Origin of the sequence: Roseimicrobium sp. ORNL1, from assembly GCF_011044495.1 — a bacterium.
Lineage (GTDB): Bacteria > Verrucomicrobiota > Verrucomicrobiia > Verrucomicrobiales > Verrucomicrobiaceae > Roseimicrobium.
Genome location: NZ_CP049143.1, coordinates 2409245 through 2435630, shown reverse-complemented (window position 1 = coordinate 2435630; position 26386 = coordinate 2409245). Strand labels below are relative to the sequence as shown.

Genomic DNA, 26386 nt, shown 5'->3' with positions numbered 1-26386 from the left:
ACCGACTCTCGGGGCGAGACGCGACCCTTCGACGAGCCACCTTGCGCGAAGCGCCTTGGAGTGCGTGATCCCGCTCCGCGCATGTGCATCAGGTTAAGAAAGCGTGATACTCGCGACTGATTCGGACACTGTGACGCGAAGCGTCCCTGGACTGCGCGCAGCCCTGCTGCCGCTTTTCAGAGTCCACAGCCTGCTGTGGCGAGGGTGACACTCGCGGGCAGGGTGATGCGTTCAGAAAAGCTTGGCAACTGCGTCGCGGTGCAGCGTGCAGCAGGCTGCACTTGAGGAAAGCGGCAGCAGGGCTGCGCGCAGTCCAAGGTGGCTTCGCCACACAAGTTGCCCGATGGGGCGGGTTGGTAATGTCATAAGAATGCGATTGTCGGACTCGCGCCGGACACATCACGAGACGCGCCCTTGAGTCCTCACTGGACCGATTTCTGCCCCGCTTCCACTCCCATTACCTCTACGCTCTTACCACGGGCTCAAGACGCACTCAATTTGCATTTCATTTTACGCATTCATACAACCAAATTCCATCACGAGTCATCGATGTTTGACACGCTCGGTTCACTGCCCTAAGGAAAAGACGTTCGCTGGCACTTCACGCTTCGAACATTGGTCTTGTAGCCAAAAACTGCCGCATGTTCCCTGCCGGGTCATGGTCGGCAGATAGTCTGCCACCGGTGCCTCACCCACGAACCCTCCGTGCCAGCGCCTGCATCCATGGAAGCCGTTACCTTTGCCCCGACTTTGCTCGTTGCAGCGATTGCGCTGCCGGCTTTGTTGGCGCCAGTGGTCTTGGCGCTGGGTCGCGCAATCGGCGCGCGCACTGGGTATCTCGCGCTCCTGGCTCCGGTCGTATCCGTGGTGCTGCTGTCCATCGTGGTCGCCGGATGGGAACCAGGAACAGTCGCCACGGCGTCCATCTCATGGGTACCGACACTGGGGATCAATCTCACCTTCATCCTGGATGGCATCTCCATCTTCTACGGATTCATCATTGGAGGCATCGGCGTGCTGGTATGCTGGTATGCACTCGCCTACTTCGATGCGGAGAAAAAGAACCTGGGCTGGTTCTACGCATGCCTGCTCCTCTTCATGAGTTCCATGCTGGGTGCGGTGTTCTCGAACAACCTGCTGTCCCTTTTTGTCTTCTGGGAAATCACCGGCATCGCCTCCTTCCTGTTGATTGGCTTCACGCATGAAGATCCCGAGGCGCGCACGGGAGCGCGGCGTGCACTCTTGGTGACAGTCGCCACGGGCTTGTGTCTCATGACCGGCTTCATCATGCTTGGTCAGCTTGCGGGGACGTATGAACTCACGGCCATCATCTCCGGTGGTGGCGAATGGATGAAGTCCGCCGGTCTGCTCGCGCCGGTGACGCTGCTGATGATCATGCTCGGGGCTTTTGGGAAGTCCGCGCAGTTCCCCTTCCATTTCTGGCTGCCGGGAGCCATGGCGGCACCCACACCAGTGAGCACCTACCTGCACTCCGCGACGATGGTGAAGCTGGGGGTCTTCCTCACGGCGCGCATGTTCCCCGTCTTCCACGAGCTGCCGCTGTGGCTGCCACTCGCCAGTGGTGTGGGATTCTTCACCATGCTGCTGGGCGCGTGGATGGCGCTGCGCTCCCACGATCTGAAGGCGATTCTCGCGTACTCCACCGTGAGCCAGCTCGGCTTCCTCATCGCGTACTACGGCCTGGGGTCGGCACAGGGCGTGCGCTATGACCTGGTGCATGTGATCAGCCACGTCTTCTACAAGGGCTCGCTGTTCATGATGGCAGGCATCGTGGATCACGCCACCGGCACTCGTGACCTGCGCCGCCTCGGTGGTCTTGGCGCAAAGATGCCGCTCACCGCAGCAGCGGCACTCGTGGGAGTGGCCTCGCTGGCAGCGATGCCTCTCACCACCGGATTCATCAGCAAGGAAATCATGCTGGCCACCTTGGTGGAGTTTGCGGGCAGTCATCGAGTGCTGGGCATCCTGTTCCTCTCCGGCGTGGTGCTCTCCGCCACCTTGACCGTCGCGTTCGCCCTGCGCCTCTTCCTGCATGCCTTCCGTGGGCCCATGCCTGCCTCCGTGCACTTCCATGCGCCCAGCCTGCTGCTGCAGATACCGCCGTTGCTGCTCGCGAGCTTGGCCCTCGGCTTTGGCATCGTTCCGGGCCAGCTCGGGGCCTTGTTGGACAATCTCCGTGTGCCCTACCTCCATGAGCCTGGGCATCACCCCCTCCACCTCTGGCATGGGTTCAATGTGGCGCTGCTGCTGAGCGCGGTCGCTATCGGCGCTGGCATCTTCTTGTACCGGCACCTCCAGCGCCGGCAGTGGAACATGCCCGCCATCCCCGCGCCATTGCGCTTTGATGAGTACTTCGATCGCGGAGTCGATGGACTGGGCAAGGCCGCAAAGAAACTCACCCTCACCCTGCGCGCTGACTGGCCGCCGGCGTATCTGCCCATCGTCATCGGCACGCTGCTGATCATCTTCTTCAGCGCCGTGCTCACGCATCTGGATCAACTCGCCGGCATGCGTGACCTGCCGTGGGACATCGATCCGTGGCGCTGCCTCGTGGGACTGCTGGTCACCATTGGACTCATCGCGGTGCTGCGCCTGCGACGCTGGACGGCCCAGCTCATCGCACTCTCCGTCACTGGCTTCTTCCTCACCTTCTACTTCGTGCTCTACCGCGCACCGGATTTGGCGATGACGCAGATCCTCGTGGAGTCAGCCTCCGTGGTGCTGGTGCTCGTGCTGGTCGCGCGCTTCTCCACCGGTTCGCGCGCGGGCACACGATTCGAGTTTCGCTGGAACAAGAGACAAATCCTTCGCGCCATCCTTTCAATCGGCATGGGTGTCATGACCACGCTGCTGGTCCTCTTCGCCGACCTCAATCGCCATCCCGATCCCGTGGGGCCGCACATGCTGCAGGCCTCCCAGCCGCTGGCACATGGCACCAACGCGGTGAACACCATCCTCGTGGATTTCCGCGCCTTCGATACGATGGGTGAAATCACCGTGCTGCTCATCGCCGCTCTGGCGGGCATGGGACTTTTGGTACGCTACCGGCGCAGCAAGCGGCATGACGGCCACGCCGATGCGTATGCGCCTCCGGGATTCCTGATGGGAAGGAGGAAGGAGCCATGATCCGCACACCTGATTCCTTCCTGCTGCGTGCATGCATCCAGCTTGTCTTCCTGCTGGTGAACATCGTCTCCGTGTACCTCCTCTTCCGTGGGCACAACCTGCCGGGCGGCGGCTTCATCGCGGGTCTCATGACGGGCACCTCCTGCATCCTGCTCGGACTGGCGCGCGGCTGGAATGTGCTGCGCCATCAGTTGCCGGTGGATCCACTGCGTCTCGCCATCTCGGGCGTGACTCTCGCCCTCGTGACCGGCCTGCTTCCTGTCGTGGTGGGGCAGCAGTTCCTCACGCAGTACATGTGGCACCTGCACCACGTGCCGCTCATCGGCGAGCTGCACATCGGCACGCCGCTGCTCTTTGATGTGGGTGTGTTCCTCCTCGTGAGCGGCATGACGGTGAAGCTCATCACCGTGCTCGTGCGCTCCACCGCCGGACTGCCGCCCTTCTCAAGGGAGGAGCACCAGCTCTACGCCTCCGTCATGGAGGAGCCCATCGAGGACATCGAGAAGAAACACCCCGAGAAGAAGCGAAAGGAGACCGAAGATGCAGATTGATACCGCACTGCTGGTGGGCGTGATGTTCGCCATCTCCACCTATCTGCTGCTGCAGAGGAGCTTCATCCGCATCCTCTTTGGCTTCATCATCTTCTCGAACGCAGGGAACCTCTTCATCCTCTCCATGTCCGGTGCGCCCAAGGACCGGAACATGCCCATCGTGAAGGACGGAGTCACCCAGTATGTGGATCCCCTGCCGCAGTCCCTCGTGCTCACGGCCATCGTGATTGGCTTCGGCCTCGCCGTGTACCTCATCATGCTGCTGTACCGCATCATCCTGGATTCACGGACGATCGATATCGAGAAAATGTTCAAGCCGGAGGAGGGTGATGAATAACCTCGTCATCTGGCCCTTTGTCCTGCCCGTCATCACGGCCCTCGTGTGCCTGTTCGGCGGCCGCGTGGCCCTGTGGCGACGCTGGGTGGTGGCGTGCTCTGCCGTGGCGCAGGTGGCTCTGGCCTTCTACCTGCAGGCACAAACGGTAGGTGGCACTCCGCTGGTACAGGTGCTGGGTGGCTGGAGTGCGCACCTCGGTGTGGCCCTGGTCATCGATGGACTCGCTGCCATCATGCTGTGCCTTTCCACCCTAGTGGCGCTGGCGTGCATCCTTTACAGTTTCTTTGAGCTGGACGTTGAGCATGGGCATCCGCTGCGACTACCGCTCACGCAGTTGCTCGTGGCCGGCATCAATCTCTCCTTCATCACCGGGGACTTGTTCAACATGTTCGTGGCCTTCGAGATCATGCTCGTGGCCTCGTATGCGCTGCTCACGCTGGAGGCCAATGACCGCCACATTAAAGAAGCCTTCCCGTATCTCATCGTCAACATCTTCGGCAGCACCATCTTCCTCATCTCCGCCGGCATGGCCTATGCCGTCTTCGGCACGCTGAATCTCGCGCAAATCTCCGAGCGCGCCGCGCAGATGGAAGGCAGCTTCGCCGTCGCGCTGGTAGCGGTGATGCTCATGGTCGTCTTCGGCATCAAGGCGGGCGTCTTCCCACTGTACTACTGGCTGCCGAACAGCTACCCCATTCTCCCCTACTCCCTCGCGGCGCTGTACTCCGGCATGCTCACGAAGGTGGGCATCTACGTGCTGCTGCGCATGCTCTGCACGGTCTTCCCACACAGCCTGGATCGCGTGCACATTGTGCTCGGGTGGCTGGCGGGCTTCACCATGGTGCTGGCGGTGCTCGGGGCCATCTCGCGCAATTTCGTGCGCGGCATCCTCTCCTTCCACATTGCCAGCCAGATTGGCTACATGCTGCTGGCCATCGGTCTCTTCACCCCGCTGGCCATCGCGGCCTGCATCTTTTATGTGATACACCACATCATCGTGAAGTCGTCGCTGTTCCTCATCGGAGGCATCGCCTTCTTCCGCAACGGCACGGACCATCTGGAGCGCATGGGCGGCCTGTGGAAGGCGGCTCCCGTGCTGGGCGTGCTCTTCATGTTGCAGGCCTTTTCGCTGGCGGGCATCCCTCCGCTGAGCGGCTTCTGGGGGAAGTTCACCATCGTGGCGGAGAGCCTGCGCGCGGAGCAGTACTGGCTGGCCATCGCCGCGCTACTGGCGTCCATCCTCACCATGGTCAGCATGATGAAAATCTGGCTTCAGGCCTTCTGGAGACCCAGCGTTTCATCCGTGCCCCTGGAGAACACCCACACGCTCACCACCGCTTCCATCGTGGGCATGACCGGCATTGTGGGCGTCATGGTCGCCATGTCCCTCTTCATCGGACTGAACGCCGAGACCTTCCTCCAGGTCTCCACTCATGCAGCAGATGCGCTTCTTGACCCGACCATCTACCGGAGCGCGGTCTTGAGCATCATTGGAAAAGGAGGTGCCCCATGAAAGCCCTGCTCATGCACTTCCTGGTGGCCTCGGTGTGGACCTTCCTGCACGGCACCACCACGCTGGGTGGCTTCGTCTTGGGGGGCATTGCAAGCTTCTTCCTCCTGTGGGTTTTTCAGAAGGTGTTGCACTGCGAGGACTATGTACGTCGCGTGCGGGCGGCGCTGGCGTTCTTCGTGCGTTTCCTCGTGGACGTGGTGCGGAGCAATCTCGCGATGGCCAAGCTCTGCCTGGATCCCAAGGTCGGCTCGAAGGAAGGCAGCTTCACCACCTATGACGTGAGCGACCTCTCGGAGACCGAGACGGTGCTCATGGCCTATCTCATCAATCTCACGCCCGGCACCACGGTGGCCGACCGCACGGATGAGGGTCTCTTTGTGCTGCATTCCTTCCCCTCGATGGAGTCCGCCGAGTTGGCGGAGCGCATTCATCTAACCCTGCGGAAACCCCTTCTGGAGATCACCCGATGATTGATGTCACCATCATAGTCTGCATCGTGATTCTCGGCGCGGCGGCGCTGCTGTCGCTGTGGCGCATCATCGTGGGTCCCGGCGTGCTGGACCGTGTCATTGCCTATGATTCCGCTGCCATCTGCGTCATCGGCATGATGGTGCTGCTCTCCATCAAGTGGAAGAGCGACCTGCTGGTGGAGATCATCATGATCTTCTCCCTGCTGGGCTTCATGGGGACCATTGCCATCGTGTGTTACCTGAATGCCGCGATTCCCCGGCAACGTGCCGCCAGCAAGTCCTGGCGCGAGCGGCGAGAGAAGATGAAGGGCGATGCCTCCAAGGGCAGCAACAGCGACAAGAGTGAAGAGGAGGGCATCGTATGATTCGCGAAATCCTCACCTGCATCTTCCTGCTTGCCGGTTCACTGGTCATGCTGCTGGCGACCATCGGCGTAGCGCGGTTCCGCGATACCCTGTGCCGCTCTCACGCACTGACGAAGGCCACCACATTCGGTGTGAGCTTGCTCCTGGTGGCCCTGTGGATTGCGCTGGGAGATGACATCGCCGGCTTGAAAATTCTCCTCGTCGTGAGCTTCTGCATGCTCACCATCCCGCTCGCGAGCCATCTGGTGGCTTCTTTGTATTATCGGCAGCTGCACGAGGTCGCGAAGAAACGGGAGGAGAAGGAGAATGAAAAGGGACACACGGGCGGGAAGCCGGTGGTGTGAGGTGTGGTATACTTAAGGCCTGAATGTTGTAGAGTATCTCAAGTGGTGACGTGCTGCTATTTCTTATAGCTCTCCTCTGCTCTATCGCTCCGCGCGCCTCTTGATCGGTGAGGGGCCGCTGCGTCGGCCTCCTAATCAGGTGGGCGGAGGCGGCGTGGAACTTGCGTGTGGCAAGCCGCTTTCACCCGCTCTAGTTAGGGGTACTATATACCACACTCACCCAGTTCCAGCTTGCCAGGTAGACGGTTTGTCTGTAGGCGAGGTGGATGCATGACCTGAAGTTCGCCTCTGCTTGGTTTAATTTTACCCATGTTGTAAATCCATCTGAGTTGAGGAGCGAATGTCTCTTGGGTATCACGGAGACTTTCAACCGGAACATGAAACGGGCACACACGATGGTTACGTCGATTCCGTGGTTTGTCGGAAGAATGCAGCTACACATTCGCTCTCTTATGCTAGCAAAAATGGTCATTCAAAAGGATCGAATTGATGTTTTTGATGCCAACGTTTCTGAAGAAGAGTGGCCAAAAATCACAAAATTTTCCAGCCACGTGATTAAGAAGTTTAATGAGGATGACGCAGATTTGATGGATAGAACATGGCAACTGTACAGTGTAGGATCAGCACAATTCAATGCAGCGATAACGAACGCAGACTTGGGCGACGTGGACAAATTCGCAGAATCATTGCTGCTAGTAATGATTCTAAACTCGTGGAGCGCCTTTGAGATCTTGGCTACAGACCTATGGATTGCCGCAGTAAATTTTGGAGATGAATCATTTGCTGCAAATGTTGGCGGCCTCAGCAGAAAGGATTCGAAGTCTTTCACTTATGCCCAGATACATCCCCACATTGACAATTTAAGGAACCGACTGGGCACCTTGTTAGTAGAAGCTGAAAGGGTGAAAATGGATTGCTTCAGACAGATTAAAGAAAACTACAAACTGGCATTTGGTAAGGTTCTTGAAGAGCTGTTTGAACTCCACAAAGGGAACCCTGCCAACATCTTAGTATTAGAGTCTCTCCGCAATCTCCTGATGCATCGCGGAGAAGTGGTGGATTCAGACTTTGAAACTCAAGTCAAGGAGGCGTCAGGATGCACTATACCGTATCTTCTGAGCCTCAAGGAGGGGGATATTTTCTTGGTTGATGGCCACATTGCAGGAACCTTGACCTACTCAGTATTACAATTCGGATCCAAACTGATTCGAATCATGGACGAAATCATAACACCCGACGATGCATGGAACTTAAGCTCGAGAAACCCTGCGAATATTGCGGGGGATTGGGTTATCTGAATAGCGTCACTGGCTCGACTGACTTGGTCGCTCAGAGGCTGTGTCTCTGCGTTGAACTCACTGCACCCAAACACACCCACCACCAGGTCCATAAGCGTTCGTTAGCGCCCATTAGCAGTCCCAAACTCAAGCCCTCACCCCACCACCCTCGCCACCACCCAGAACAAACTCACCACCGCAATTGCCCCAGACGCAGGAATGGCAATGGCTTTGCGATACCAAGCCCGATGCCAAAACGCGCTGCACGCCAGATAAGCCACACCCACCACCGCGAGATGGCCCAAGCCCACACCGAGATTCAAACTCAGCAGTGCAACGGGAAACGTCGCCGGTGACAGGGACACCTCCACATTCTGAAACGCATTGGCAAAGCCCAGCCCATGCACCAGACCAAACACAAACACAGCCACCAACCTCCAGCGCCACCGCTCGGCCTTTGGCAGCAGGAGGTTCTCCACCGCCACCATCGCAATGCTCAGCGCGATGAGCGGCTCCACCACATTTCCCGGCACCTTCACCAAGCCCAGCATGCCCAGACCGAACGTCAGCGAGTGCGCCATGGTGAAGAGCGTGATCTGCAGCAGCAACGCCGGAAAGGCACGGCACATGAAGAAGAGTCCCAGCACGAACAGGATGTGGTCCAGCCCGTGCGGGATGATGTGCAGAAACCCTCCACCCAGAAAATGCGCCGCCACTCCACCCGCGCCTTCCTCCTGCCATGCCACCATAATGGGCAGCAGTATCCCACCCATCATCGTGGAGAGGGATTGTTGGAGAAGAGCGAAGGCGAGGGACATCGAAACGTTGAGCTGAATTGAACCGGACTAGAACTTGTACGTCAACCTCACACGAAACGTGCGCGGCTCCGTGGGGTGCAGGTGAATGTCATCATACCCCTCCGCGCGCTCGCCCTGCAGGCGGCTGGTGTAGAAGTATTCGATGTCGTTGTCTTCACGGTCAAACAGGTTCAGGCACTCAACGGCCGCTTCCCAGTTCTTCTTGCGGTAGCCGATGCCGGCATTCACCAGGAAGCTGGATTTCCCCTTCACCGAGTTGTCCTCGATGAGCGGGCGGCGGTCGAACGCCCGCGCGCGGATGCTGGCAAAGGGTCCCTCCTCCTGCCCGTGCGCACCGAGTGTAATACCACCGCTGAACATGAGCGGCACGCTGCTGGGTATGTAATCGTCATCACCCGAGTCCGCGAAACGCGCATGGGTCAGCGCAATTTCCGCATCCAGTGTGAACCACTCCACCGGCCTCCAGTAGCTGGCAAATTCCAGACCATAGCGCCGAGAGCCGGGCCCTGCCTCGTTCGTTCCTGCATCTCCGATGTACACCAGCTCGCTGTCACTCTCGATCCAGAAGAGCGCCAGGGTGGTGGTCAGGTTTGGCACCACCTGGCTGCGCACACCAATCTCCGCGCTCTGCGTGCGCACCAGCGGATCCACCTTGTCCACGCGATCACCACTGCCGGGATCGATGACCGTATTCACCCCGCGCGCGTCATTGCTGTGGAAGCCCATGCCGTAGCTCAGGTAGAACTCCGTCTCATGCCACGGGCCAAAGATGGCGCTGATTTTCGGGCTCACGATGCCGTCGAGCTCATCGCCTTCGTTCGCCTTCAGCGTACTGGATTGCGTATCGAAATAGTACGCATCCGCGCGAAGTCCCGCCACCGTTCGGAACCAGTCCGTCCAGTGTGTCTTGGCCTCTCCGTAGATGCCGGCGCTGGCTTCATACACCTCATCCTCACGCACCGTGAGGAAACGACGACGCGCCTCGGTGCGATACAGTCCGATATCTCCTATCACATCATGCCGGGTTTGGAACCCAAGCGTGTACTCCGCTTCGTGGCCGAAGAACTCGGCATTCTCCCAAGTACGGGCGATGTTCCCGCCAAAGATCCAGCGGCTCTCCTTCTGCTCAAACTGGTCACCGCGATCCGGGTAGTCGAGGAAGTAGGTGAAGTTCGAGAAGAGGTCGAGGTCGTAGTAGATGGCATACGCATTGCCACGCGTGACCACATCCCCATCGCGTGTCTGGAAGGTGGCGTTCAGGCTGTAGCGCTGGGATTCCCCAAGCGTCGTCGGGTCCACCGTGCCGAAGCGGTCGATGCGTCCGTCCTCAATGGCACGTTTCGGAATCTGGTCGCTGGAGTTCCAGTCCGCATGGTAGCCCATGAAGGTCACCGTGAAAAAGTTGTCCTCATCCCCGTGGAAGTAGCGCAGCATGCCGTTCCACCGCTTGAAGTCATCCGGATGCACCCAGGGGCCATCGTACGTGTTGTACTCCAGTGCATACGTGAAGCCGCTCCTGACATCGGAAGGCGTGGGCAGCACAGGACTCTTCCCCACGTTCTTGGGATTCTTCGGATCCGCTGTCACCGAGGGCGTTGCCTCCGGCGCATCGAGCATGATGGAGCCCGCGATGAGTCCGCGATAGTAGTTGTCCTCGCCGATTTCGAACGTCGCCTGGTTGTACGGCAACTCATTGAAGAAGAGAAAATTCGCCGAGCCCGCCGTAGAGAGGTCCCCGTCCGTCGCAGCGAAGGTACCCTTGCGATACTCCACGCTTTCGACCAGTTCGGGGATGATGGGATTGAGGTCGGTATAGCCCTGTCCGTGCGCGTGCGTACGCATGTTCATCGGCATGCCTTCCACGGAAACCGCGAAGTCCGTGCCGTGGTCGAGGTTGAACCCGCGCAGGAAATACTGGTTCGCCTTCCCACCGCCCGCGTGTTGCGTGATGATGACCCCGGGAATGATTTCCAGAATCTCACCACGACGCAGCACCGGTCGCGAGAGCAGGTCCTCCGAGCTCGCGCGACCTTGCGAGGCAGTCGCCGCCACGTCGATGAGGTCTTCGGCTTTGCCGGTCACCACGGTGGGGGCGAGTTCTTGGGGAGCGGAGGAGGATTCTTGGGCGGAAAGTGAGATGGGAACAAGAGCCGCTGCGAGGGACGCGAGCACTGGCTTGGAGAGAAAAGGTTTCATGGGAGTGTGACGTGAGCGGGAGAAAGGGAGGAAAAGGTGAGACACGCGAAGGGTCCAGATACTGTGACGCGCAGCGTCCTTGGACTGCGGCAGCCTGCTGCCGCTTTGAAGAGTCCGTAGCCTGCTGCCGCGAAGGTGAACTCACTCGTGAGATGACATGTCCTGAAGATTTGGCGACTTCGTCGCGGTGAAGCGTGCAGCAGGCTGCACTTTAGGAAAGCGGCAGCAGGGCTGCGCGCAGTCCAAGGCCTTCGGCACCACTTCCGTATCCTGGGCTGACGGCTATGCGATTCCCAGAACGCAGTGGTGCACCTGAAAAAGCACCAAAGAAGAATGGAACGCAGCGGCCTGGAAAGGCCGCGCTCCGTTTCGTCTATCGGCGCTTCATCATTACACCACTCGTGGTGGCGGACTCGGTGGCGCATTGGCCCAGCTTGAGGCCATCGGCTGCCACTCCCATCCAGGTCGTTTCACGGGGAGACCTTCCAGCTCCACCAGAGCAGGCATGGTCCATGTCACGAAATCCAGCTTCGGCTTTCCATCCTTGGCCTTCTCCTGCTTCTGCTTCCCCGGAGCCGGAGCCTTGGTCGACGAAGACAATTCGGAGACGATTCCACCCTTCTGGATCATCTCCCGCACCTCACTCCACTCCTGGCTCACCACCACCTCGTGGAGGCCTTGCACCACGCCGTGTTGCGCGGTCTCACGCACCACCGCCTTGCTCATTAAGAGCATCGGTACCAGCACCAACGGCCCGCCCACCAACTGGAAAAGCGCCAGCAGGTACAGGTGCCGAAATTTTGAGCGCAGGCAGGCCATGAACAAGATGCCGCGATGCTGGCAGGCGGCAACGCAGGTGGCAAATGAAAAACGGAGCGGACGAGGAGACCGCTAATAGACGCTAACAAACGCTAATGGTTTTGGAGCTGGGCGTGGCGGCCTGCAATGAACCAAAAGGGGTACCGTGCGTGTCGATAGTCAGAACCAACACAAAGGATTTCGCAGGTTAAGCGCTTCTCAGACCCGCCGCCAAAACCATTAGCGTCCGTTAGCGCCTATTAGCGGTCCCATAAACTCAGGCCATCAACTATCAACCCTCGACTATCAACCATTTGTCACTTGCCTTTTCCCTCAGACTTGATGAAAACGTGCCATGGCCAAGAAGACTCCTGCGAAGAAGGCTCCGTCCAAAAAAAGCGCCCTCAGCAGCAAGCCCTTCTGGGTGGGGTTTGATTTCGGCGGCACGAAGATGATGGCCGTCATTCTGGACGCGGATTACAACGTCCTCGGCACAGCCCGCAAGTCCACCCAGGGCGGTGGCAAGGGTGCGGCGCGCGGCATCAAGCGCATCCAGGCCACCATTGAGGAAGCCATTGCCAATGCCAATGTCCGCCCGGCCAAGATCCAGGGCATCGGCATCGGCTGTCCCGGCACCGTGAACACGGAGAAAGGCATCCTCATTCACGCCCCGAACCTCGGGTGGAAGCGCGTGCTGCTCGGCCCCGAACTCGAAAAGCTCTACCACTGTCCCGTGGCCGTGCTCAATGACGTGGACGCCGGCACCTTCGGCGAGTACACCCTCGGCGCGGGCAAGGGCTCCCGCTCGCTCCTCGGCGTCTTCCCCGGTACCGGACTGGGCGCGGGCTTTGTGTATGACGGCAAGCTCATCCACGGCGCGAATGTCTCCTGCATGGAGCTCGGCATGATCTATGTGCCCGGCACCCACCTGAGCTCGGCATTCCCCGGCTACGTCCTCTTTGAAGATCTCACCAGCCGCCTCGGCATCGCCGCCGCCGCGAGTGTGGAGTGCACGCGTGGCAATGCGCCCATGCTGGACAGCAAGACCGGCGCGGTGCTGAAGGAGATGCGCAGCAAGGCCCTCTCCGCCTCGTTCAATGCGCACGAGCGCGCCACCGAGACCATCTTCCTGAATTCCCTACAGTACCTCGGCATGGGCATTTCCATGGTGGCAAACCTCATGGCGCCCGACCATATCACCCTCGGGGGCGGTCTCGTGGAGGAAATGCCGAAGCTCTACCTCCAGGCCATGCGGGAGCAGGTGGAGCGCTTCACCGTGCCGGAAATCTACCGCGGCATGAAGTTCTCCATCGCCAAGCTGGGGAATACCGCCGTGGCCTGTGGCTCCGTGGCCTGGCTGCGCACAAAAAAGTAAAATAACTCCACATCCGGACGGCCCTCATCCATATTTCGGACTCGCCGTTTGTCACCACCACGAAGGCAGAGACAAGCAAGCCCGAACCATGTCTTCACCTGACCAGCTCGATACCGCCGCGATCATCCAGTTCGGCGCGACCTCCGTGACCTTGCTCGTGGCGGAGAAGGCGGCGGACGGCACCTTCTCCCAGCTCGACTACCTGGAAAAGCCGCTGCCGCTCGCGCGCGATATCTTCCGCACCGGCACCGTCTCCCGCCCCGTCATGGAACAGGCCGCCGCCATCCTGCGCGACTTCCGCCAGACCCTGGGTGAGTACGCCGTGCCGGATGCCAACCTGCGCTGCCTCACCACAAACATCCTCTCCGAGGCGACGAACCACGAAATCTTCCTGAACCGCATGCAGGTCGCGGGGAATGTGCGCGTGGAACTCATCGATGACGGCGACATGACCCGCCTCATCTACCAGACCACGGTGCGCCTGCTGAAGAGCAATCCCGACATCGCAAATGGGAACACCCTCGTCTCCCACATCGGTCCCGGGAACACGCGCGCGTTGCACTTCATCAAGGGGCGCATCAATGCGTACTCCAGCTACCGGCTTGGCATCTTCCGCACGCGCGAGGCCATGGGCCTGGAGTCCGGCCCCGCGCAGCAGCTCGCCTACATCGAGGAACAGATCCGCGGCGTGGTGGACACCCTCGCCACGGACTACTCGGAGGCGAAGCCCGATTACCATGTATTCATCGGCACGGAGATTCAGAGTGCCGCGCCGCTCATCTCAAAGCCAAAGCAGGGCGCGAGCTTCATCTCGCTGGAGCACCTTGAGAAATTCACCGAGTCCGTCGCCGCCATGTCCGCGGATGAACTCGTGCGAAAGCTCCACCTGCACTACACCGGCACGGAGGGCATCACCTCCGCGCTGCAGACAAATCTCGCGCTCGCCCGCCGCTTCAATGACCAGGTGCTCGTGGTGCCGGAGGGCGACTTCCAGCGGGACCTGCTCATGGACCTGCTCGCGAGCAATCCACAGACGAAGACCTTCCAGGACGAGGTGCTCCAGGCCGCGCGCGAAGTGGCCAAGAAGTACAAGACGGATCACAAGCATGCCGAGCACGTGGCAAAGTTCGCCCAGCAGATCTTCGTGGATCTCCAGTCACTGCACGGCCTGGATGCGCGCCATGAGCTGCTGCTGCGCGTGGCCGCCATCCTGCACGAGACGGGCATGTTCCTGAGCCCGCGTGAGCATCACAAGCACAGCCTCTACATCATCCTGAACACGGAGATCTTCGGTCTCTCCGCGCGCGACCGCACGCTGGTGGCCCTGCTCGCCCGCTACCACCGCCGGTACAATCCGAGCTCGAACCATCCGGACTTCTCCGAGCTCACCCGTGAAGAGCGCATGACGGTCATCAAGCTTGTCGCCATCCTCCGCGTGGCAGATTGCCTCGACCGCAGCCACTCCCAACGCATCAAGAAGGTGGACCTCAAGCGCGAGGGCGACATGTACTTCATCGAGACTCCCGGGGTGGATGACACCACCGTGGAGCAGATCGCCGTGAACGGGAAATGCGATATCTTCCGTGAGATCTACGGCTACGAGGTCCTCCTGCGCACTCCCTAGTCCGGCCCACCTCTCCTTCGCCCCGCCTCGCATCGCTTCGCTCCCTGACTTTTCATTTCTCCCATGCCCTCTGAACAGAACTACTTCAATCGTGAGCTGAGCTGGCTGGCCTTCAATGAACGGGTGCTCGCCGAGGCCGCGCGCGAGACTCTGCCACCGCTGGAGCGGGTGAAGTTCCTCGCCATCACCGCGTCGAATCTCGATGAATTCTTCATGGTCCGCGTGGGCGGCCTGCAATACCTGAAGGACGCGCGCAAGAAGGCCAACGACCCCGCCGGTCTCACGGCCACACAACAGCTCAGCGAAATCCGCGAGCGCACCCTGGCTTTCATCAAGGAGCAGTACCGCATCCTGAGCCAGGACCTCCTTCCCGCGCTGCGCCGCAGTGGCATCCGCCGCCTCACCCCTGCCGAGCTGAGCCCCAGCCAGCGCACGCACCTGCACGCCTACTTCAATGAGAATGTCTTCGCCGTGCTCTCCCCCATCGCAGTGGAGCCGGGTGAGGACGACCGCCTGCAGCTTCCCGCCTTGCAGATTGTGCTCATGAGCGAGGTGCGCTCGCGGATTGGTGATGAGGAGCAGGTGCGGCACGTCGTCTTCACCCTGCCGCCAAATCTCCCCCGCCACGTCGTCATTCCCGATGCCGAGGGCAACACGCACGCCTACATCAACATCGAGGACCTCGTGGAGATGTTCATCCACGACTTCTTCCCGAAGGAACAGGTCACCGGCACCGCGCGCTTCCGCATCAGCCGCAACAGCGACATCACGCTGGATGACGAGAGCGCCCAGGACATCGCCGCGGAGATGGAGGAAATCCTCGAAGCGCGCAAGAGCAGCAACACCATCCGCCTCGAAATCGAAGACGAGCCGGACGTCACGCAGTCGCTCATCAAGGCCATGCAGCAGATCTGCGATGCACCGCCCTCGCTCACGTACATGATTCCCAGTGAGCTGGACCTGCGCGCCTATTTCGCCATCGCCTCCGTACCCGGCTTCGAGGAGCTGAAGACCGAGCAGTGGCCCACTTCCGAGGCAGTCACGCTGGAGCCGGATGAGAGCATCTTCGATGTGATCCGGAAGGATGACATCCTGCTATACCATCCTTATGAATCTTTCGAGCCGGTGGTGCAGCTCATCGAGCAAGCTGCAACGGACTCGAACGTGGTGGCCATCAAACAGATTCTCTACCGCACTGCGAAGAACAGCCGCATCATCACCGCCCTCATCAAGGCCGCTCAGGCCGGCAAGCACGTGACCGTGCTGGTGGAGCTCAAGGCCCGCTTCGATGAAGCCCGCAACCTGGAACGCGCGGAAGAGCTCCTCGCCGCTGGCGCGCAAATCATCTACGGCGTGCGCGGGCTGAAGACGCATGCGAAGATCACCCTTGTGGTGCGTCGTGAACCCGGCGGCATGGCCCGCTACTGCCACTTCGGCACGGGGAACTACAACGAGGCCACCGCGAAGCTCTACACCGACATCAGCTTCCTCACGCGCGACCCGGTCTATGGCGCGGATGCCTCGGCGTTTTTCAACACCGTCACCGGACGCTCCCGCTTCGTACACTTCCAGAAAATCAGCATGGCCCCCTTCGGCCTGCGCGAGCGCCTGCTGGAAATGATCCAGAGCGAGACCGCCCGCGCCGCTGCCGGTGAGGAAGCGGAAATCATGCTGAAGATGAATGCGCTCGAGGATCTCCAGATGATGGAGGCCCTCTACGCCGCTTCACAAGCTGGCGTGAAAATCCAGCTCAACATCCGCGGCATCTGCTGCCTGAAGCCGGGGGTGAAGGGACTGAGCGAGAACATCCGCGTCATCAGCATCATCGATCGCTACCTCGAGCACGCCCGCATCTACTGGTTCCGCCAGGGCGGTGACCCCGTAGTCTTCATCTCCAGTGCCGACTTCATGACGCGCAACCTGAGCAAGCGCGTGGAACTGCTCACTCCGATTGAGGACCCTGCGAGCAAGAAGCGCCTGCTGGAAATCCTGCAGACCCATTTCTCCGACAACGTCCAGGCCCGCCAGCTCGACAAGGACGGGAACTACACGCCCGTGCCGCGTCCTACCGCCAAGTCCAAGACCAAGGCCGTGCGCTCCCAGGAGTTCTTCGCAAAGCAGGCCGTGCGGAGGCATCGCCCGCGTGCGCAGTCACCGGATTTGCTGGTGCCGCATGTGCCGAAGTAGGGCTGGGGGTTGATGGTCTATGGTTGATAGTTGATAGCCTGAGGCGCTGGGTGGGACGGGCTGCATTGAATTTGAAACTGAGACGCAGAGAAAACTTCGGAGACTGAGGTTGTCAGAAGGCATTGCGCTGAGGCACTTCCTCCTCCTTGTTGGTGACCGCCCCTTCCGCTTCCACCCCCGCCCGCCGCTTCCATGCCGGACCCGTCTCCAGCCTCTGCTTCTGCCCCCACCTCCACACCCTGCCTCCAGCTCATTGCCACCCCGATTGGGAACCTGGGCGACCTCAGTGCGCGTGCCGTGGAGGCCCTGAAGAACGCGGCCTGTGTGGCGTGTGAGGATACCCGGCGCACCATCCATCTGCTCCACCATCACGGCCTGCAGGTCCCCCTCATTTCCCTCACGGAGCACAATGAGGCCCGGCGCATCCCGGAGCTGCTGGGGCGTATTGAGAATGGCGAGACCATCGCCCTGGTCTCAGACGCCGGCTTCCCCACCGTGTCCGACCCGGGCCAGCGCCTCGTGTTTGCCGCCATCGGCGCGGGGTTGCGCATCGAGGTGGTACCCGGAGCCAGTGCCGTGCTCACCGCCCTGGCCGGGTCCGGGCTGCCCACGGTGCCCTTCTATTTCGGTGGCTTCCTGCCTCACAAGAAGGGCCAGCGGGACACCGAACTCGAGGCCGCCATGCAACGAGAATGCACCAGCATTTATTTTGAGTCGCCCTACCGGCTGGTGGATACTCTGGAGATGGTGGCGAAGCGGAATCCTCAACACCCTGTGGTGGTCGCGCGTGAATTGACGAAGATGTTTGAGGAATTCCGGCGCGGTTCGGCGCAGTCCGTGCTTGATCACTATGCTGTGAAAGCTCCCAAAGGTGAAATCACCCTGCTCATCGGTCCCCACGAGCTCCCGAAATGGATGACGCGCGACCGGGCGGCGGGGCACGAAGCTCATCCTGAGTGAATGACAGAGGCACCCACCCGCGCTTCAGCATTCCATTTTCCTGTTCCCTCTGGTATAAAAACTCCCGACCAAACGAACTACCCACTCACCCACTGAAAAAGTCATGTGGCGCACCACTCCCTCAACCGATAACGAGCCCCTGGATCTGACGGCCTACAACGATGCCGAGGCCATGAAAGCCTCCATCCGCAATCACCTGCTCTTCACCCTCGCGCACGATCCGCAGACCGCGACGAAGATGCACTGGTGGTGGGCCACCTGCATGGCCGTGCGTGACCGCGCGCTGGCGCAGTCCTTCAAGACCATGCGCACGCATCGCTCGAAGAACGTGCGCCGCGTGCACTACCTCTCCCTGGAGTACCTCATGGGCCGCCTGCTGGAGAACAACCTGCGCAACACCGCCCTGTATGACTCCGCCAACGAGGCTCTGACAGACCTTGGCCAGGACCTGGAGACCATCATCAATCGCGAGCCCGACATGGGCCTGGGCAATGGCGGCCTCGGTCGCCTCGCCGCGTGTTTCCTCGATTCCTTCTCCACGCTGGATCTGCCGGCGGTGGGGTATGGCATCCACTATGAGTTCGGCCTCTTCCGCCAGGAGTTCGTGAACGGACGCCAGATGGAGCAACCCGATGCCTGGACGCGCGAGGGCAGCCCGTGGAAGATCACCCGCCCCGAGTACAAGGTGGAGGTAAGCCTGTACGGCCACGTGAGCCAGCACTTCGATGAGTTTGGCAACGCCAAGATGGTGTGGGAGAACTGCCGCAAAATCATCGGCATGCCATGGGACATCCCCATCATCGGCTACCGCTCCGCCACGGTGAACTTCCTGCGCCTTTGGGAAAGCCGCGCCACGGATGATTTTAATCTCAAGGTCTTCAACGAAGGCTCCTACATCGAGGCCATTCATGACAAGGCCGCGAGCGAGACCGTCTCCAAGGTGCTCTATCCAAATGACGCCACGGAGAGCGGCAAGGAACTGCGCCTCGTGCAGCAGTACTTCTTCGTCGCATGCTCGCTGTCGGACATCATGCGCCGCTACAAGCGCGACAACCAGGGCTGGGAAGCCTTCCCCGAGAAGGTGGCCATCCAGCTCAATGACACGCACCCCGCCGTGGCCATCCCCGAGCTCATGCGCCTGCTGGTGGACATCGAGGATCTGCCGTGGGAGCAGGCGTGGAGCATCACGCAGCGCACCTTCAGCTACACGAACCATACGCTGCTGCCTGAGGCGCTCGAAACCTGGAGCGTGGGTCTCTTTGACAAGGTGCTGCCGCGTCACCTGCAGATCATCTACACCATCAACGAGCGCTTCCTCCGCGATGAAGTCTCGCGCCGCTGGCCGGGAGACATCGGCAAGATGCAGGCCCTCTCGATCATCGATGAGAACGGTGGCAAGCGCGTACGCATGGCCCACCTCTCCGTGCTCGGCAGCCACCACACCAATGGCGTGGCCGCACTGCACACCCGCCTGCTGCGCGCGAAGCTCTTCCCCGAGTTCAACGAACTCTTCCCGGGCCGCTTCCTGAACATGACGAACGGCATCACCCCGCGCCGCTGGCTCATGGTGTGCAATCCGGAACTCACCAGCCTCATCACCGAGTCCATCGGCGATGCCTGGACGAAGGATGCCTCGAAGCTGCGCGACCTGGAGCCCTTCGCCGAGGACCCCGTCTTCCAGCAGCGCTTCCGCGCCATCAAGCGCAAGCACAAGGAACACCTCACCACCATCATCAAGAAGCTCACGGGCTATGAGGTGAGTGCGGATGCCATCTTCGACGTGCAGATCAAGCGCCTGCACGAATACAAGCGCCAGCACCTGAATCTGCTGCACATCCTCACGCTGTACCGCAGGCTCCTGCAGGACCCGGGGTATGACATGCAGCCGCGTGTCTTCCTCTTCGCCGCGAAGGCGGCACCGGGGTACTACCTCGCGAAGAACATCATCCACTGCATCAATGCCGTGGCGGAGAAGGTGAACAATGACCCGCGCATCCTTGGCAAGCTCAAGGTCGCCTTCCTGCCGAACTACGGCGTCACCCTCGCGGAGCGCATCATCCCCGCGGCGGATGTCTCCGAGCAAATCTCCACCGCCGGCAAGGAAGCCAGCGGCACGGGCAACATGAAACTCGCCCTCAACGGCGCGCTCACCATCGGCACGCTCGATGGCGCGAACGTGGAAATCAAAGACGAGGTGGGCGATGACAACATCTTCATCTTCGGCCTCACTGTCGAGGAAGTGGAAGCCCTGCACGACCGTGGGTACAATCCGTGGGACTACTACTGGAACGATGCCGAGCTGCGCAACGTCATCGACTGGATCGCCAGCGACTTCTTCACCGGCAATGCCGAGGACTTCAAGCCGCTGCGCAACAGCCTGCTCGAAGGAGGCGACCCCTTCCTCGTTCTCGCTGACTACCGTGCCTATGTCACCGCCCAGGAAAAAGTGGATGCCGCCTACCGCGACACCACCAACTGGACCAAGATGAGCATCCTGAACACCGCCCGAAACGGGTTCTTCTCCAGCGACCGGACGATTGCGGAATACGCTGAGAAGATTTGGAAGCTGCCGGGAATTCGGGTGGAGGCGTAACGCGGAAGTAAGTAAGAGACTGCGTAAACATTTGAAGGCGCCGGTGTATCGCACTGGCGCTTTCTTTTTGCAGGTGACACCAGAGAAGAAGGGAGCATTCACGACAGATCTGGATGCCGTGACGCGCAGCGTCCCTGGACTGCGTGCAGCCCTGCTGCCGCTTTCCAGAGTCCACAGCCTGCTGTGGCGATGGTGACATTCACTCGTAGGGTGATGTCTCCAGAAAAGCCAGGCGACTGCGTCGCGGTGAAGCGTGCAGCAGGCTGCACTTGAGGAAAGCGGCAGCAGGGCTGCGCGCAGTCCAGGGCCTTCGGCACAGCTTCCGTATCCTCAACCTAACGCTCATACGCTTCGCAAAGCCAGCGCTCCTAGGGCCGCCACACTTCGCTCCCGTGCAATAGTACCTCAAACTGAACAAACCACCCTCCCCTTGCGTCCAACTCATAAGCCCAGTATTGTACCATTGTAACAAATCGGGCCCTCGTGCGTATGCACTCATAGAGAGCCATTTCCACTTTCCGCATCGCAGTTTCATGCGTCACTTCCGTTCCATCGTCCTCATCTTCGCTGTCCTGCTCCAGGCACTGCCTGGCGCGGTGGGACTGCGCGCGATGACGATGACGACAGCGAAACACGCGCCATCATGCACGATGGACTGCTGCGCATCGGTCCAGGAACAGGACCAACAGGAAGCTGCCAACACCTGCGCCTGCGCTCCCACCTCCGAGCAGCAGCAACCGACTGAGCTCCCCACTATTCCCTCCCAGTCCACGCGTGATGTCATTCCCGTGGTCTACTGGAAGTCCCAGGAAGCAGTCCCCCAGCCCGCCGCTCCTCTCAGCGAGCAGCAGTCGCATTTTACCCTGACTGACGCGTCAGAACAGGCCACGCCGCATGTCCGGCTACCGGTCCTTTTCTGCGCCATTCTGATCTGATTCTGCGTCGCTGACAGACGCATTGCGCCCAGGCGTTGCCGTATTCACGGAACATCATGCCCGGGCACCCCAGATGGCTCGCTCCTGCAGGCCATCGTTGATTCCTCAGATCCGAATCTTCAAGCACTCAGTCATGCACCTCCCCCTCACCTCCCTCTTCCGTGCCCTCGCCACGCTGGCACTGCTGCACCCGCTGGCCGCGATGGCCTGCGACGAGTGCAAGCTCAAGGCTCCTCCCGGCGCGAAGGTCGTGGAGTACGATCTCTACATCGACGAACAAACCGTCAGCCCCGCCGGCAAACACGTGCGCGGGCTCACCATCAATGGCGGCATCCCCGGCCCCACGCTGCGCTTCCGCGAGGGCGAGTGGGCGCGCATCCATGTGCACAACCGCCTGAAGAACGAGGAGACCTCCACGCACTGGCACGGCCTGCTCCTGCCAAATGTGCAAGACGGCGTGCCCTACATCACCACCCCACCCATCCTCCCGGGGAAATCGCACACGTTTGAGTTCCAGCTCAAGCACTCCGGCACCTACTGGTACCACTCGCACACGCACCTGCAGGAGCAGATAGGTGTGTACGGCTCCATCGTGGTCCTGCCACGTGGCGGTGAACCGGTGAAGGCGGACCGCGAGGAGGTCCTGGTGCTCTCCGACTGGACAAACATCGACCCGCACGAAGTCATGCGCATGCTCATGCGTGGCAGCGACTACTTCGGACTGAAGCGTGGCAATGCCCAGTCCATCCTCGGCGCCATCAAGGCAAGTCACTTCAAGGAATACCTCTCCAACCAGTGGGCCAAGATGCCTCCCATGGATCTCTCCGATGTGGGGTACGATGCCTTTCTCATCAATGGCAAGCGCACGGTGGATCTCGGAGGCAAGCCGGGGGAACGCATCCGCCTGCGCATCATCAATGCCTCCGCCGCATCCTACTTCTTCCTCACGTCTTCGGCCGGTCCCATGACCATCGTGGCAGCGGACGGTCCCGCTGTGGAGCCGGTGAAGGTGGACCGTTTCCTCATGGCCATCGCGGAGACGTATGATGTGATTGTCACCGTGCCAGCGAGCGGCCAGTTCGAGCTGCGCGCCACGGCGCAGGATGGCAGCGGGCACATGTCTGCCTTCTTCGGCAGTGGCCCCCTGACTCCTGCTGAGGATCCACCCAAGGCGAATGTGTACTCCATGGATGAGATGCTGAACCTTTCCCTGGAAGAGAAGGAGGATGACCCGCGCGCTTCGCTCAACCTCCCCCGCCCCGGCTCGCCCTACCGCCTGCTGAAGTCACCCGGCAGCACCACGCTGCCGAAGAACCTGCCGCGCCGGAAGATCTCGCTCAAGCTGACAGGCGACATGAACCGCTACATCTGGGGCTTCAATGGCAAGACCATCGCCCAGGACCCCTACATTCACATCAAGAAGGGTGAAATCATCGAGCTGGAACTGGTGAATGACACCATGATGCACCATCCCATCCACCTGCACGGCCACTTCTTCCGCCTGCTCATGGGCCAGGGAAAACGCTCCCCACTGAAGCACACCGTGGACGTGCCGCCCATGAGCACGCGCACCGTCGAGTTCGAGGCGAACGAAACGCACGACTGGATGTTCCACTGCCACATCCTCTATCACATGATGTCCGGCATGGCCCGCGTGTTCCGCTACGCGCCGGAGGATGGCGCGATGCCGAAGTACGCGGACCATCCTTCAGCGAATACCGAGGTGGCCGCTGCTGGCAATGCGGGTGATGCTGCGCAGAGCAGCATCGCCTCCGGTGACCATGGTGATGGTCTTGGCATTGGCCTGGGTGCAAGCCTTGGCCGTGCCCTTGGTGCCAGTGCCCATCGCCACGGCGGCAGCATGGCCATGGGCGGCCTCGGCGAGCACAGCCATGATATGTCTTACATCTGGGGCGCGGCCTCCATCCAGTCCCACATGACGGAGGGCCTCATCACCTGGATGAATCCCAAGAACGACATCCTGCTGGGCTGGGAGGTCGGCTGGGCGAATGTGGACGACACCGAGTACGAAGTGGAGGCGCTCTACCAGCGCTACTTCAGCGCGGACTTCCAGGCCTTCATCGGCGCACGCCTCACCAATGAAGACGACGCAGAGAACCGAGGTGTCATCGGCTTCAACTACCGCCTGCCCCTGCTCGCCTGGGCCACCATCAGCCTCGACAGCGAAGGCGACGCCCGCTTCGCCCTGGCGAAGGAGTTCCAGCTCACCCCACGCCTCGCTGCTTTCGGCCAGGTGGAGTACGACACCAACACCGAGTGGAAGTGGTCCGCCGGAGCGACCTACACGCTCACACGCACCGCTTCGCTCATCACCCAATATCACTCCGACTACGGCCTCGGCGCGGGCCTGGAAGTCAGATTTTGATCCCGATTTCGGCGGCCCATTCCCGCCATCCTTACCCAAACAAGAAAACGAAACCAAGACCGAACACGAACACAAACCCTCAAATCAAACCCTGTAGACACGAGATACAGAGACCCACAAACCCCTGACATCTTCACGACTATGAAAACAAAACTCACCGCCCTCCTTTCCACCGTTCTCCTCGGCGTTGCCCTGGCCGCGACCAGCCTGCCCACCACAGCCTCCGCTGCGAAGCCTTACACGCAGAAGACCTGCGTCGTGAGCGGCAACGAACTTGGCAGCATGGGCAAGGTCATCACCAAGACCCATGACGGCCAGGAAGTGAAGTTCTGCTGCAAGCCCTGCATCAAGAAGTTCGACGCCAATCCGGCGAAGTACCTCTCCAAGGTGAAGTAAGCCCGAACTCCAACTGACCACAACCCTCCCCGGTTCCCGCGTTTCATTTCGCGGGACCGGGGAGTTTTTTGTACCGCAAATCGTACGAGTCCTCACGGGAGAGCAAATGTTGGTGCGAGACAGACACGAGGCGACAGCCCAAGGATCGGGGGCACTCCTGCCATACGCATTAACCTAAACGAGAGCGTGCCGAAGCCTCCGCTTGGCAAGCACGTGTCTCTCGCTGTGGGCTATGAGACACAGTCGAAGGAGTTTTGCGGACTACGCCCTTCAAGGTAAACGTCCTTCCACCAAAGAGGCGGTAGGGATGCGCTCCTGCGCGTCCGACTTCAGGCGGGCGGAGGTGGTGTGGAACTGCGGCACGAAACGGCTTCGCCACATGGCATCCCCCTCCGCCTCCGCCCACTATCTACGGACGCGCAGGAGCGCATCCCTACCGTCCTTTTTGTTAAGGGGGGTTGAGGTGCAGAGTCAATGGTGTCTCAGGGGCTCGATAGTGTGTTCGTTTCGACGACGAACTCGCAGGCTATTGTGTCCCCTCCGGCACAAATGAAATCCTCAGGTTAATGTTTATGGCAGGAATGCCCCCAATCCTTGGAGGCTGCCGCCTCATTTTCACATTGCACTTTCATCACGAGGACGCACACCCTGCACGGGCACTGGCGTTCTCACGAGACGCGCAGGCGGGTAGGAAAACCCGCCAACCGCTGTCCGGTCAGGAGACCCGACTTCCTGTCGCGAGATTCATACTGCCATAGCATCAGCTAAAATGCTCTCATTCGAACTCTCTTGAATACAACAGGTCATTCGGGTTATGCTTCAGGCGAGTTTAGACCAAGTCCAAGGATGTCCGTGAAAGTACACATGCTCACCTTGCTGCTTGCGAGTGTCATGCTCGCATGGAATCCCGTCGTCTGGGCCTTCGATCCCGTCAGGGTACCAGACATCGACCTGACATTGATGCCGGGCACGTACACGCGCACCGTGGGAAAGGTACAGCATGTACTCACCTTCCATGCAGACAAAACCTTCCAGGGCAAGTCCTTCCTGAACGGCAGGCTGGATGACGAATACGAAGGCAGGTGGCAGGCCCAGAAGGATATCCTTGGGAATGGCAGGATGAATTTCACCTACACGAAGTCGACCAAAATCCCACCCGGTACCGCGGACGGTGACGATATTCTGGTACTGAACAAAACCGCCCTGACACTTGCCCCCGAAGACGCCAACCAGGGCCGGAGGATCTGGTGGCGTGTCGAGCCAAAAAAATAGGCGTGCTACTGCTCACTCAAACAGAAAACGGCGACTGAAGTCGCCGCTCCTTGAAAGTCTGAGTTCCGATTCCCGAACCTCCCTTTTGTGTTCTTTGCGTTCTTTTGCGGCCATTCCCACCTCCGCGCCATTCACCCACACACAAAAAAACGGCGACCAGATGGCCGCCGTTTTCAAAGGATATTCGATTCAATGCGCGACTTTCACTGTCACACCGTCCTACCGCTCACCGTCGCACCGGCTTTACCAACCTTCCGACACGGCGCTGGCCATCGAGATGGAGAGGCGCTCAGCAGCGTCTGCCAGGGCCTGGCGTTCGGTGATTTGCAGGCTCGGGTCGATCACGATGTTCGAAGCGCCCTGCACCTGGCCCTTCAGGAGTTCCTCACCGGAGCTGGCGTCCACGGTGTAGTCAACGCGCAGGCGCATGAGGAGTTCCGAGGAGCGGAGCGTATTGCTACGCACGGCGCGGAACTGGCTGCGATCGATGTCGGTGATGGTCGCATTCAGCACGGCGTCTGCCTCTTCACGTGGGACGATCTGATAAGCGCCGTCTGCCTGGAGCTTCTTGATGAGCGCGTTGGTCACCAGCACTTCGAGGCGGGGTTCCAGCGTGTCATTCTTGAAGGTGGGCACGGCGAGCTTCGTCACGCTGGCCAGCTGGTGGGGCTTGCTGGAGCCGGGCTGATAGCCAGCGCAGTTGGTGAGGAGGGAGAGCGCCAGCGGTGCGAGGAAGAGGGCAAGCTTGTTCATGCGTAGCGTGGGAGTCGGGAGTGGTTGCCGGGGAGTTGATGCCGTATCAGTCAGTCGTTGATGAGTGCCTGCCGCGGCGGTGTGAGCTG

21 protein-coding genes are annotated in these 26386 nt (G+C 60.4%); 17 read left to right on the top strand and 4 right to left on the bottom strand.

Annotation, left to right across the window (positions count from 1 at the left end):
• Window positions 1-723: 723 nt before the first annotated feature.
• The 8 genes from mbhE to G5S37_RS09820 all read left to right on the top strand — a co-directional run bounded on the left by mbhE (window position 724) and on the right by G5S37_RS09820 (window position 8025).
• Window positions 724-3147 (top strand): hydrogen gas-evolving membrane-bound hydrogenase subunit E, encoded by a 2424-nt coding sequence (mbhE, locus tag G5S37_RS09855; RefSeq protein ID WP_165203244.1) that lies wholly within the window; start codon window positions 724-726, stop codon window positions 3145-3147.
• Entirely contained in the window at window positions 3144-3698 is a 555-nt protein-coding gene (locus G5S37_RS09850) for an MnhB domain-containing protein (protein WP_165203242.1), read from the top strand. The genes mbhE and G5S37_RS09850 overlap by 4 nt, the downstream gene beginning before the upstream one ends.
• The gene (locus G5S37_RS09845) at window positions 3688-4035 is read left to right on the top strand and encodes an NADH-quinone oxidoreductase subunit K (protein WP_165203230.1); all 348 of its coding nucleotides are present in this window, start codon (window positions 3688-3690) and stop codon (window positions 4033-4035) included. The genes G5S37_RS09850 and G5S37_RS09845 overlap by 11 nt, the downstream gene beginning before the upstream one ends.
• A complete protein-coding gene (locus tag G5S37_RS09840) occupies window positions 4028-5548 on the top strand; it encodes a proton-conducting transporter membrane subunit (RefSeq protein WP_165203218.1) in 1521 nt (506 codons plus the stop codon). Before G5S37_RS09845 ends, G5S37_RS09840 begins: the two co-directional genes overlap by 8 nt.
• Entirely contained in the window at window positions 5545-6018 is a 474-nt protein-coding gene (locus tag G5S37_RS09835; RefSeq protein WP_165203216.1) for a Na+/H+ antiporter subunit E, read from the top strand. The genes G5S37_RS09840 and G5S37_RS09835 overlap by 4 nt, the downstream gene beginning before the upstream one ends.
• Window positions 6015-6383, top strand: coding sequence for a monovalent cation/H+ antiporter complex subunit F (locus tag G5S37_RS09830; RefSeq protein WP_165203214.1), 369 nt, complete (start codon window positions 6015-6017; stop codon window positions 6381-6383). The genes G5S37_RS09835 and G5S37_RS09830 overlap by 4 nt, the downstream gene beginning before the upstream one ends.
• On the top strand, window positions 6380-6727 hold the full coding sequence (locus G5S37_RS09825) for a monovalent cation/H(+) antiporter subunit G (RefSeq protein ID WP_165203212.1): 348 nt from the start codon (window positions 6380-6382) through the stop codon (window positions 6725-6727). The genes G5S37_RS09830 and G5S37_RS09825 overlap by 4 nt, the downstream gene beginning before the upstream one ends.
• Window positions 6728-6993: 266 nt before the next feature.
• On the top strand, window positions 6994-8025 hold the full coding sequence (locus G5S37_RS09820) for a hypothetical protein (RefSeq protein ID WP_165203210.1): 1032 nt from the start codon (window positions 6994-6996) through the stop codon (window positions 8023-8025).
• Window positions 8026-8159: 134 nt separating this feature from the next.
• Here G5S37_RS09820 and G5S37_RS09815 read toward each other — a convergent pair whose 3' ends face one another.
• From G5S37_RS09815 to G5S37_RS09805, 3 genes are all read right to left on the bottom strand, one after another.
• Entirely contained in the window at window positions 8160-8822 is a 663-nt protein-coding gene (locus tag G5S37_RS09815) for a HupE/UreJ family protein (RefSeq protein ID WP_165203208.1), read from the bottom strand.
• Between the two features lie 27 nt (window positions 8823-8849).
• Complete coding sequence (locus tag G5S37_RS09810; RefSeq protein ID WP_165203206.1) at window positions 8850-11018, bottom strand: TonB-dependent receptor; 2169 nt, start codon at window positions 11016-11018, stop codon at window positions 8850-8852.
• 390 nt (window positions 11019-11408) lie between these two features.
• Window positions 11409-11837, bottom strand: a complete 429-nt coding sequence (locus G5S37_RS09805; RefSeq protein WP_165203204.1) for a hypothetical protein — start codon at window positions 11835-11837, stop codon at window positions 11409-11411.
• A gap of 334 nt (window positions 11838-12171) precedes the next feature.
• Here G5S37_RS09805 and G5S37_RS09800 point away from each other — a divergent pair, with 334 nt between their 5' ends.
• The 9 genes from G5S37_RS09800 (at window position 12172) to G5S37_RS09760 (ending at window position 25544) form a co-directional block, all read left to right on the top strand.
• Entirely contained in the window at window positions 12172-13191 is a 1020-nt protein-coding gene (locus G5S37_RS09800) for an ROK family protein (RefSeq protein WP_165203202.1), read from the top strand.
• 88 nt (window positions 13192-13279) lie between these two features.
• A complete protein-coding gene (locus tag G5S37_RS09795) occupies window positions 13280-14815 on the top strand; it encodes an HD domain-containing protein (protein ID WP_165203200.1) in 1536 nt (511 codons plus the stop codon).
• Window positions 14816-14878: 63 nt separating this feature from the next.
• Window positions 14879-17002, top strand: coding sequence for a polyphosphate kinase 1 (gene ppk1, locus G5S37_RS09790; RefSeq protein WP_165203198.1), 2124 nt, complete (start codon window positions 14879-14881; stop codon window positions 17000-17002).
• A 192-nt stretch (window positions 17003-17194) separates the two neighbouring features.
• On the top strand, window positions 17195-17962 hold the full coding sequence (gene rsmI, locus G5S37_RS09785; RefSeq protein WP_165203196.1) for a 16S rRNA (cytidine(1402)-2'-O)-methyltransferase: 768 nt from the start codon (window positions 17195-17197) through the stop codon (window positions 17960-17962).
• 103 nt (window positions 17963-18065) lie between these two features.
• Window positions 18066-20555, top strand: a complete 2490-nt coding sequence (locus G5S37_RS09780) for a glycogen/starch/alpha-glucan phosphorylase (protein ID WP_165203194.1) — start codon at window positions 18066-18068, stop codon at window positions 20553-20555.
• Between the two features lie 533 nt (window positions 20556-21088).
• On the top strand, window positions 21089-21490 hold the full coding sequence (locus tag G5S37_RS09775; RefSeq protein WP_165203192.1) for a hypothetical protein: 402 nt from the start codon (window positions 21089-21091) through the stop codon (window positions 21488-21490).
• A 133-nt stretch (window positions 21491-21623) separates the two neighbouring features.
• Entirely contained in the window at window positions 21624-23876 is a 2253-nt protein-coding gene (locus G5S37_RS09770; RefSeq protein WP_165203190.1) for a multicopper oxidase domain-containing protein, read from the top strand.
• Window positions 23877-24017: 141 nt separating this feature from the next.
• Window positions 24018-24272, top strand: coding sequence for a hypothetical protein (locus G5S37_RS09765; protein ID WP_165203188.1), 255 nt, complete (start codon window positions 24018-24020; stop codon window positions 24270-24272).
• Window positions 24273-25136: 864 nt separating this feature from the next.
• Complete coding sequence (locus G5S37_RS09760) at window positions 25137-25544, top strand: hypothetical protein (RefSeq protein ID WP_165203186.1); 408 nt, start codon at window positions 25137-25139, stop codon at window positions 25542-25544.
• 243 nt (window positions 25545-25787) lie between these two features.
• Here the strand turns inward: G5S37_RS09760 and G5S37_RS09755 are convergent, their stop codons facing one another.
• Complete coding sequence (locus G5S37_RS09755; protein WP_165203184.1) at window positions 25788-26297, bottom strand: LptE family protein; 510 nt, start codon at window positions 26295-26297, stop codon at window positions 25788-25790.
• Between the last annotated feature and the right edge of the window lie 89 nt (window positions 26298-26386).

Coding starts and splice junctions, on each gene's coding strand:
- G5S37_RS09765 (WP_165203188.1), top strand. CDS start 24,018: ATGAAAACAAAACTCACCGCCCTCCTTTCCACCGTTCTCCTCGGCGTT.
- G5S37_RS09805 (WP_165203204.1), bottom strand. CDS start 11,837: ATGGCCTGCCTGCGCTCAAAATTTCGGCACCTGTACCTGCTGGCGCTT.
- G5S37_RS09800 (WP_165203202.1), top strand. CDS start 12,172: ATGGCCAAGAAGACTCCTGCGAAGAAGGCTCCGTCCAAAAAAAGCGCC.
- G5S37_RS09795 (WP_165203200.1), top strand. CDS start 13,280: ATGTCTTCACCTGACCAGCTCGATACCGCCGCGATCATCCAGTTCGGC.
- G5S37_RS09780 (WP_165203194.1), top strand. CDS start 18,066: ATGTGGCGCACCACTCCCTCAACCGATAACGAGCCCCTGGATCTGACG.
- G5S37_RS09845 (WP_165203230.1), top strand. CDS start 3,688: ATGCAGATTGATACCGCACTGCTGGTGGGCGTGATGTTCGCCATCTCC.
- G5S37_RS09815 (WP_165203208.1), bottom strand. CDS start 8,822: ATGTCCCTCGCCTTCGCTCTTCTCCAACAATCCCTCTCCACGATGATG.
- G5S37_RS09825 (WP_165203212.1), top strand. CDS start 6,380: ATGATTCGCGAAATCCTCACCTGCATCTTCCTGCTTGCCGGTTCACTG.
- G5S37_RS09770 (WP_165203190.1), top strand. CDS start 21,624: ATGCACCTCCCCCTCACCTCCCTCTTCCGTGCCCTCGCCACGCTGGCA.
- G5S37_RS09810 (WP_165203206.1), bottom strand. CDS start 11,018: ATGAAACCTTTTCTCTCCAAGCCAGTGCTCGCGTCCCTCGCAGCGGCT.
- G5S37_RS09775 (WP_165203192.1), top strand. CDS start 21,089: ATGCGTCACTTCCGTTCCATCGTCCTCATCTTCGCTGTCCTGCTCCAG.
- rsmI (WP_165203196.1), top strand. CDS start 17,195: ATGCCGGACCCGTCTCCAGCCTCTGCTTCTGCCCCCACCTCCACACCC.
- G5S37_RS09835 (WP_165203216.1), top strand. CDS start 5,545: ATGAAAGCCCTGCTCATGCACTTCCTGGTGGCCTCGGTGTGGACCTTC.
- G5S37_RS09820 (WP_165203210.1), top strand. CDS start 6,994: ATGCATGACCTGAAGTTCGCCTCTGCTTGGTTTAATTTTACCCATGTT.
- ppk1 (WP_165203198.1), top strand. CDS start 14,879: ATGCCCTCTGAACAGAACTACTTCAATCGTGAGCTGAGCTGGCTGGCC.
- G5S37_RS09850 (WP_165203242.1), top strand. CDS start 3,144: ATGATCCGCACACCTGATTCCTTCCTGCTGCGTGCATGCATCCAGCTT.
- mbhE (WP_165203244.1), top strand. CDS start 724: ATGGAAGCCGTTACCTTTGCCCCGACTTTGCTCGTTGCAGCGATTGCG.
- G5S37_RS09830 (WP_165203214.1), top strand. CDS start 6,015: ATGATTGATGTCACCATCATAGTCTGCATCGTGATTCTCGGCGCGGCG.
- G5S37_RS09755 (WP_165203184.1), bottom strand. CDS start 26,297: ATGAACAAGCTTGCCCTCTTCCTCGCACCGCTGGCGCTCTCCCTCCTC.
- G5S37_RS09840 (WP_165203218.1), top strand. CDS start 4,028: ATGAATAACCTCGTCATCTGGCCCTTTGTCCTGCCCGTCATCACGGCC.
- G5S37_RS09760 (WP_165203186.1), top strand. CDS start 25,137: ATGCTCACCTTGCTGCTTGCGAGTGTCATGCTCGCATGGAATCCCGTC.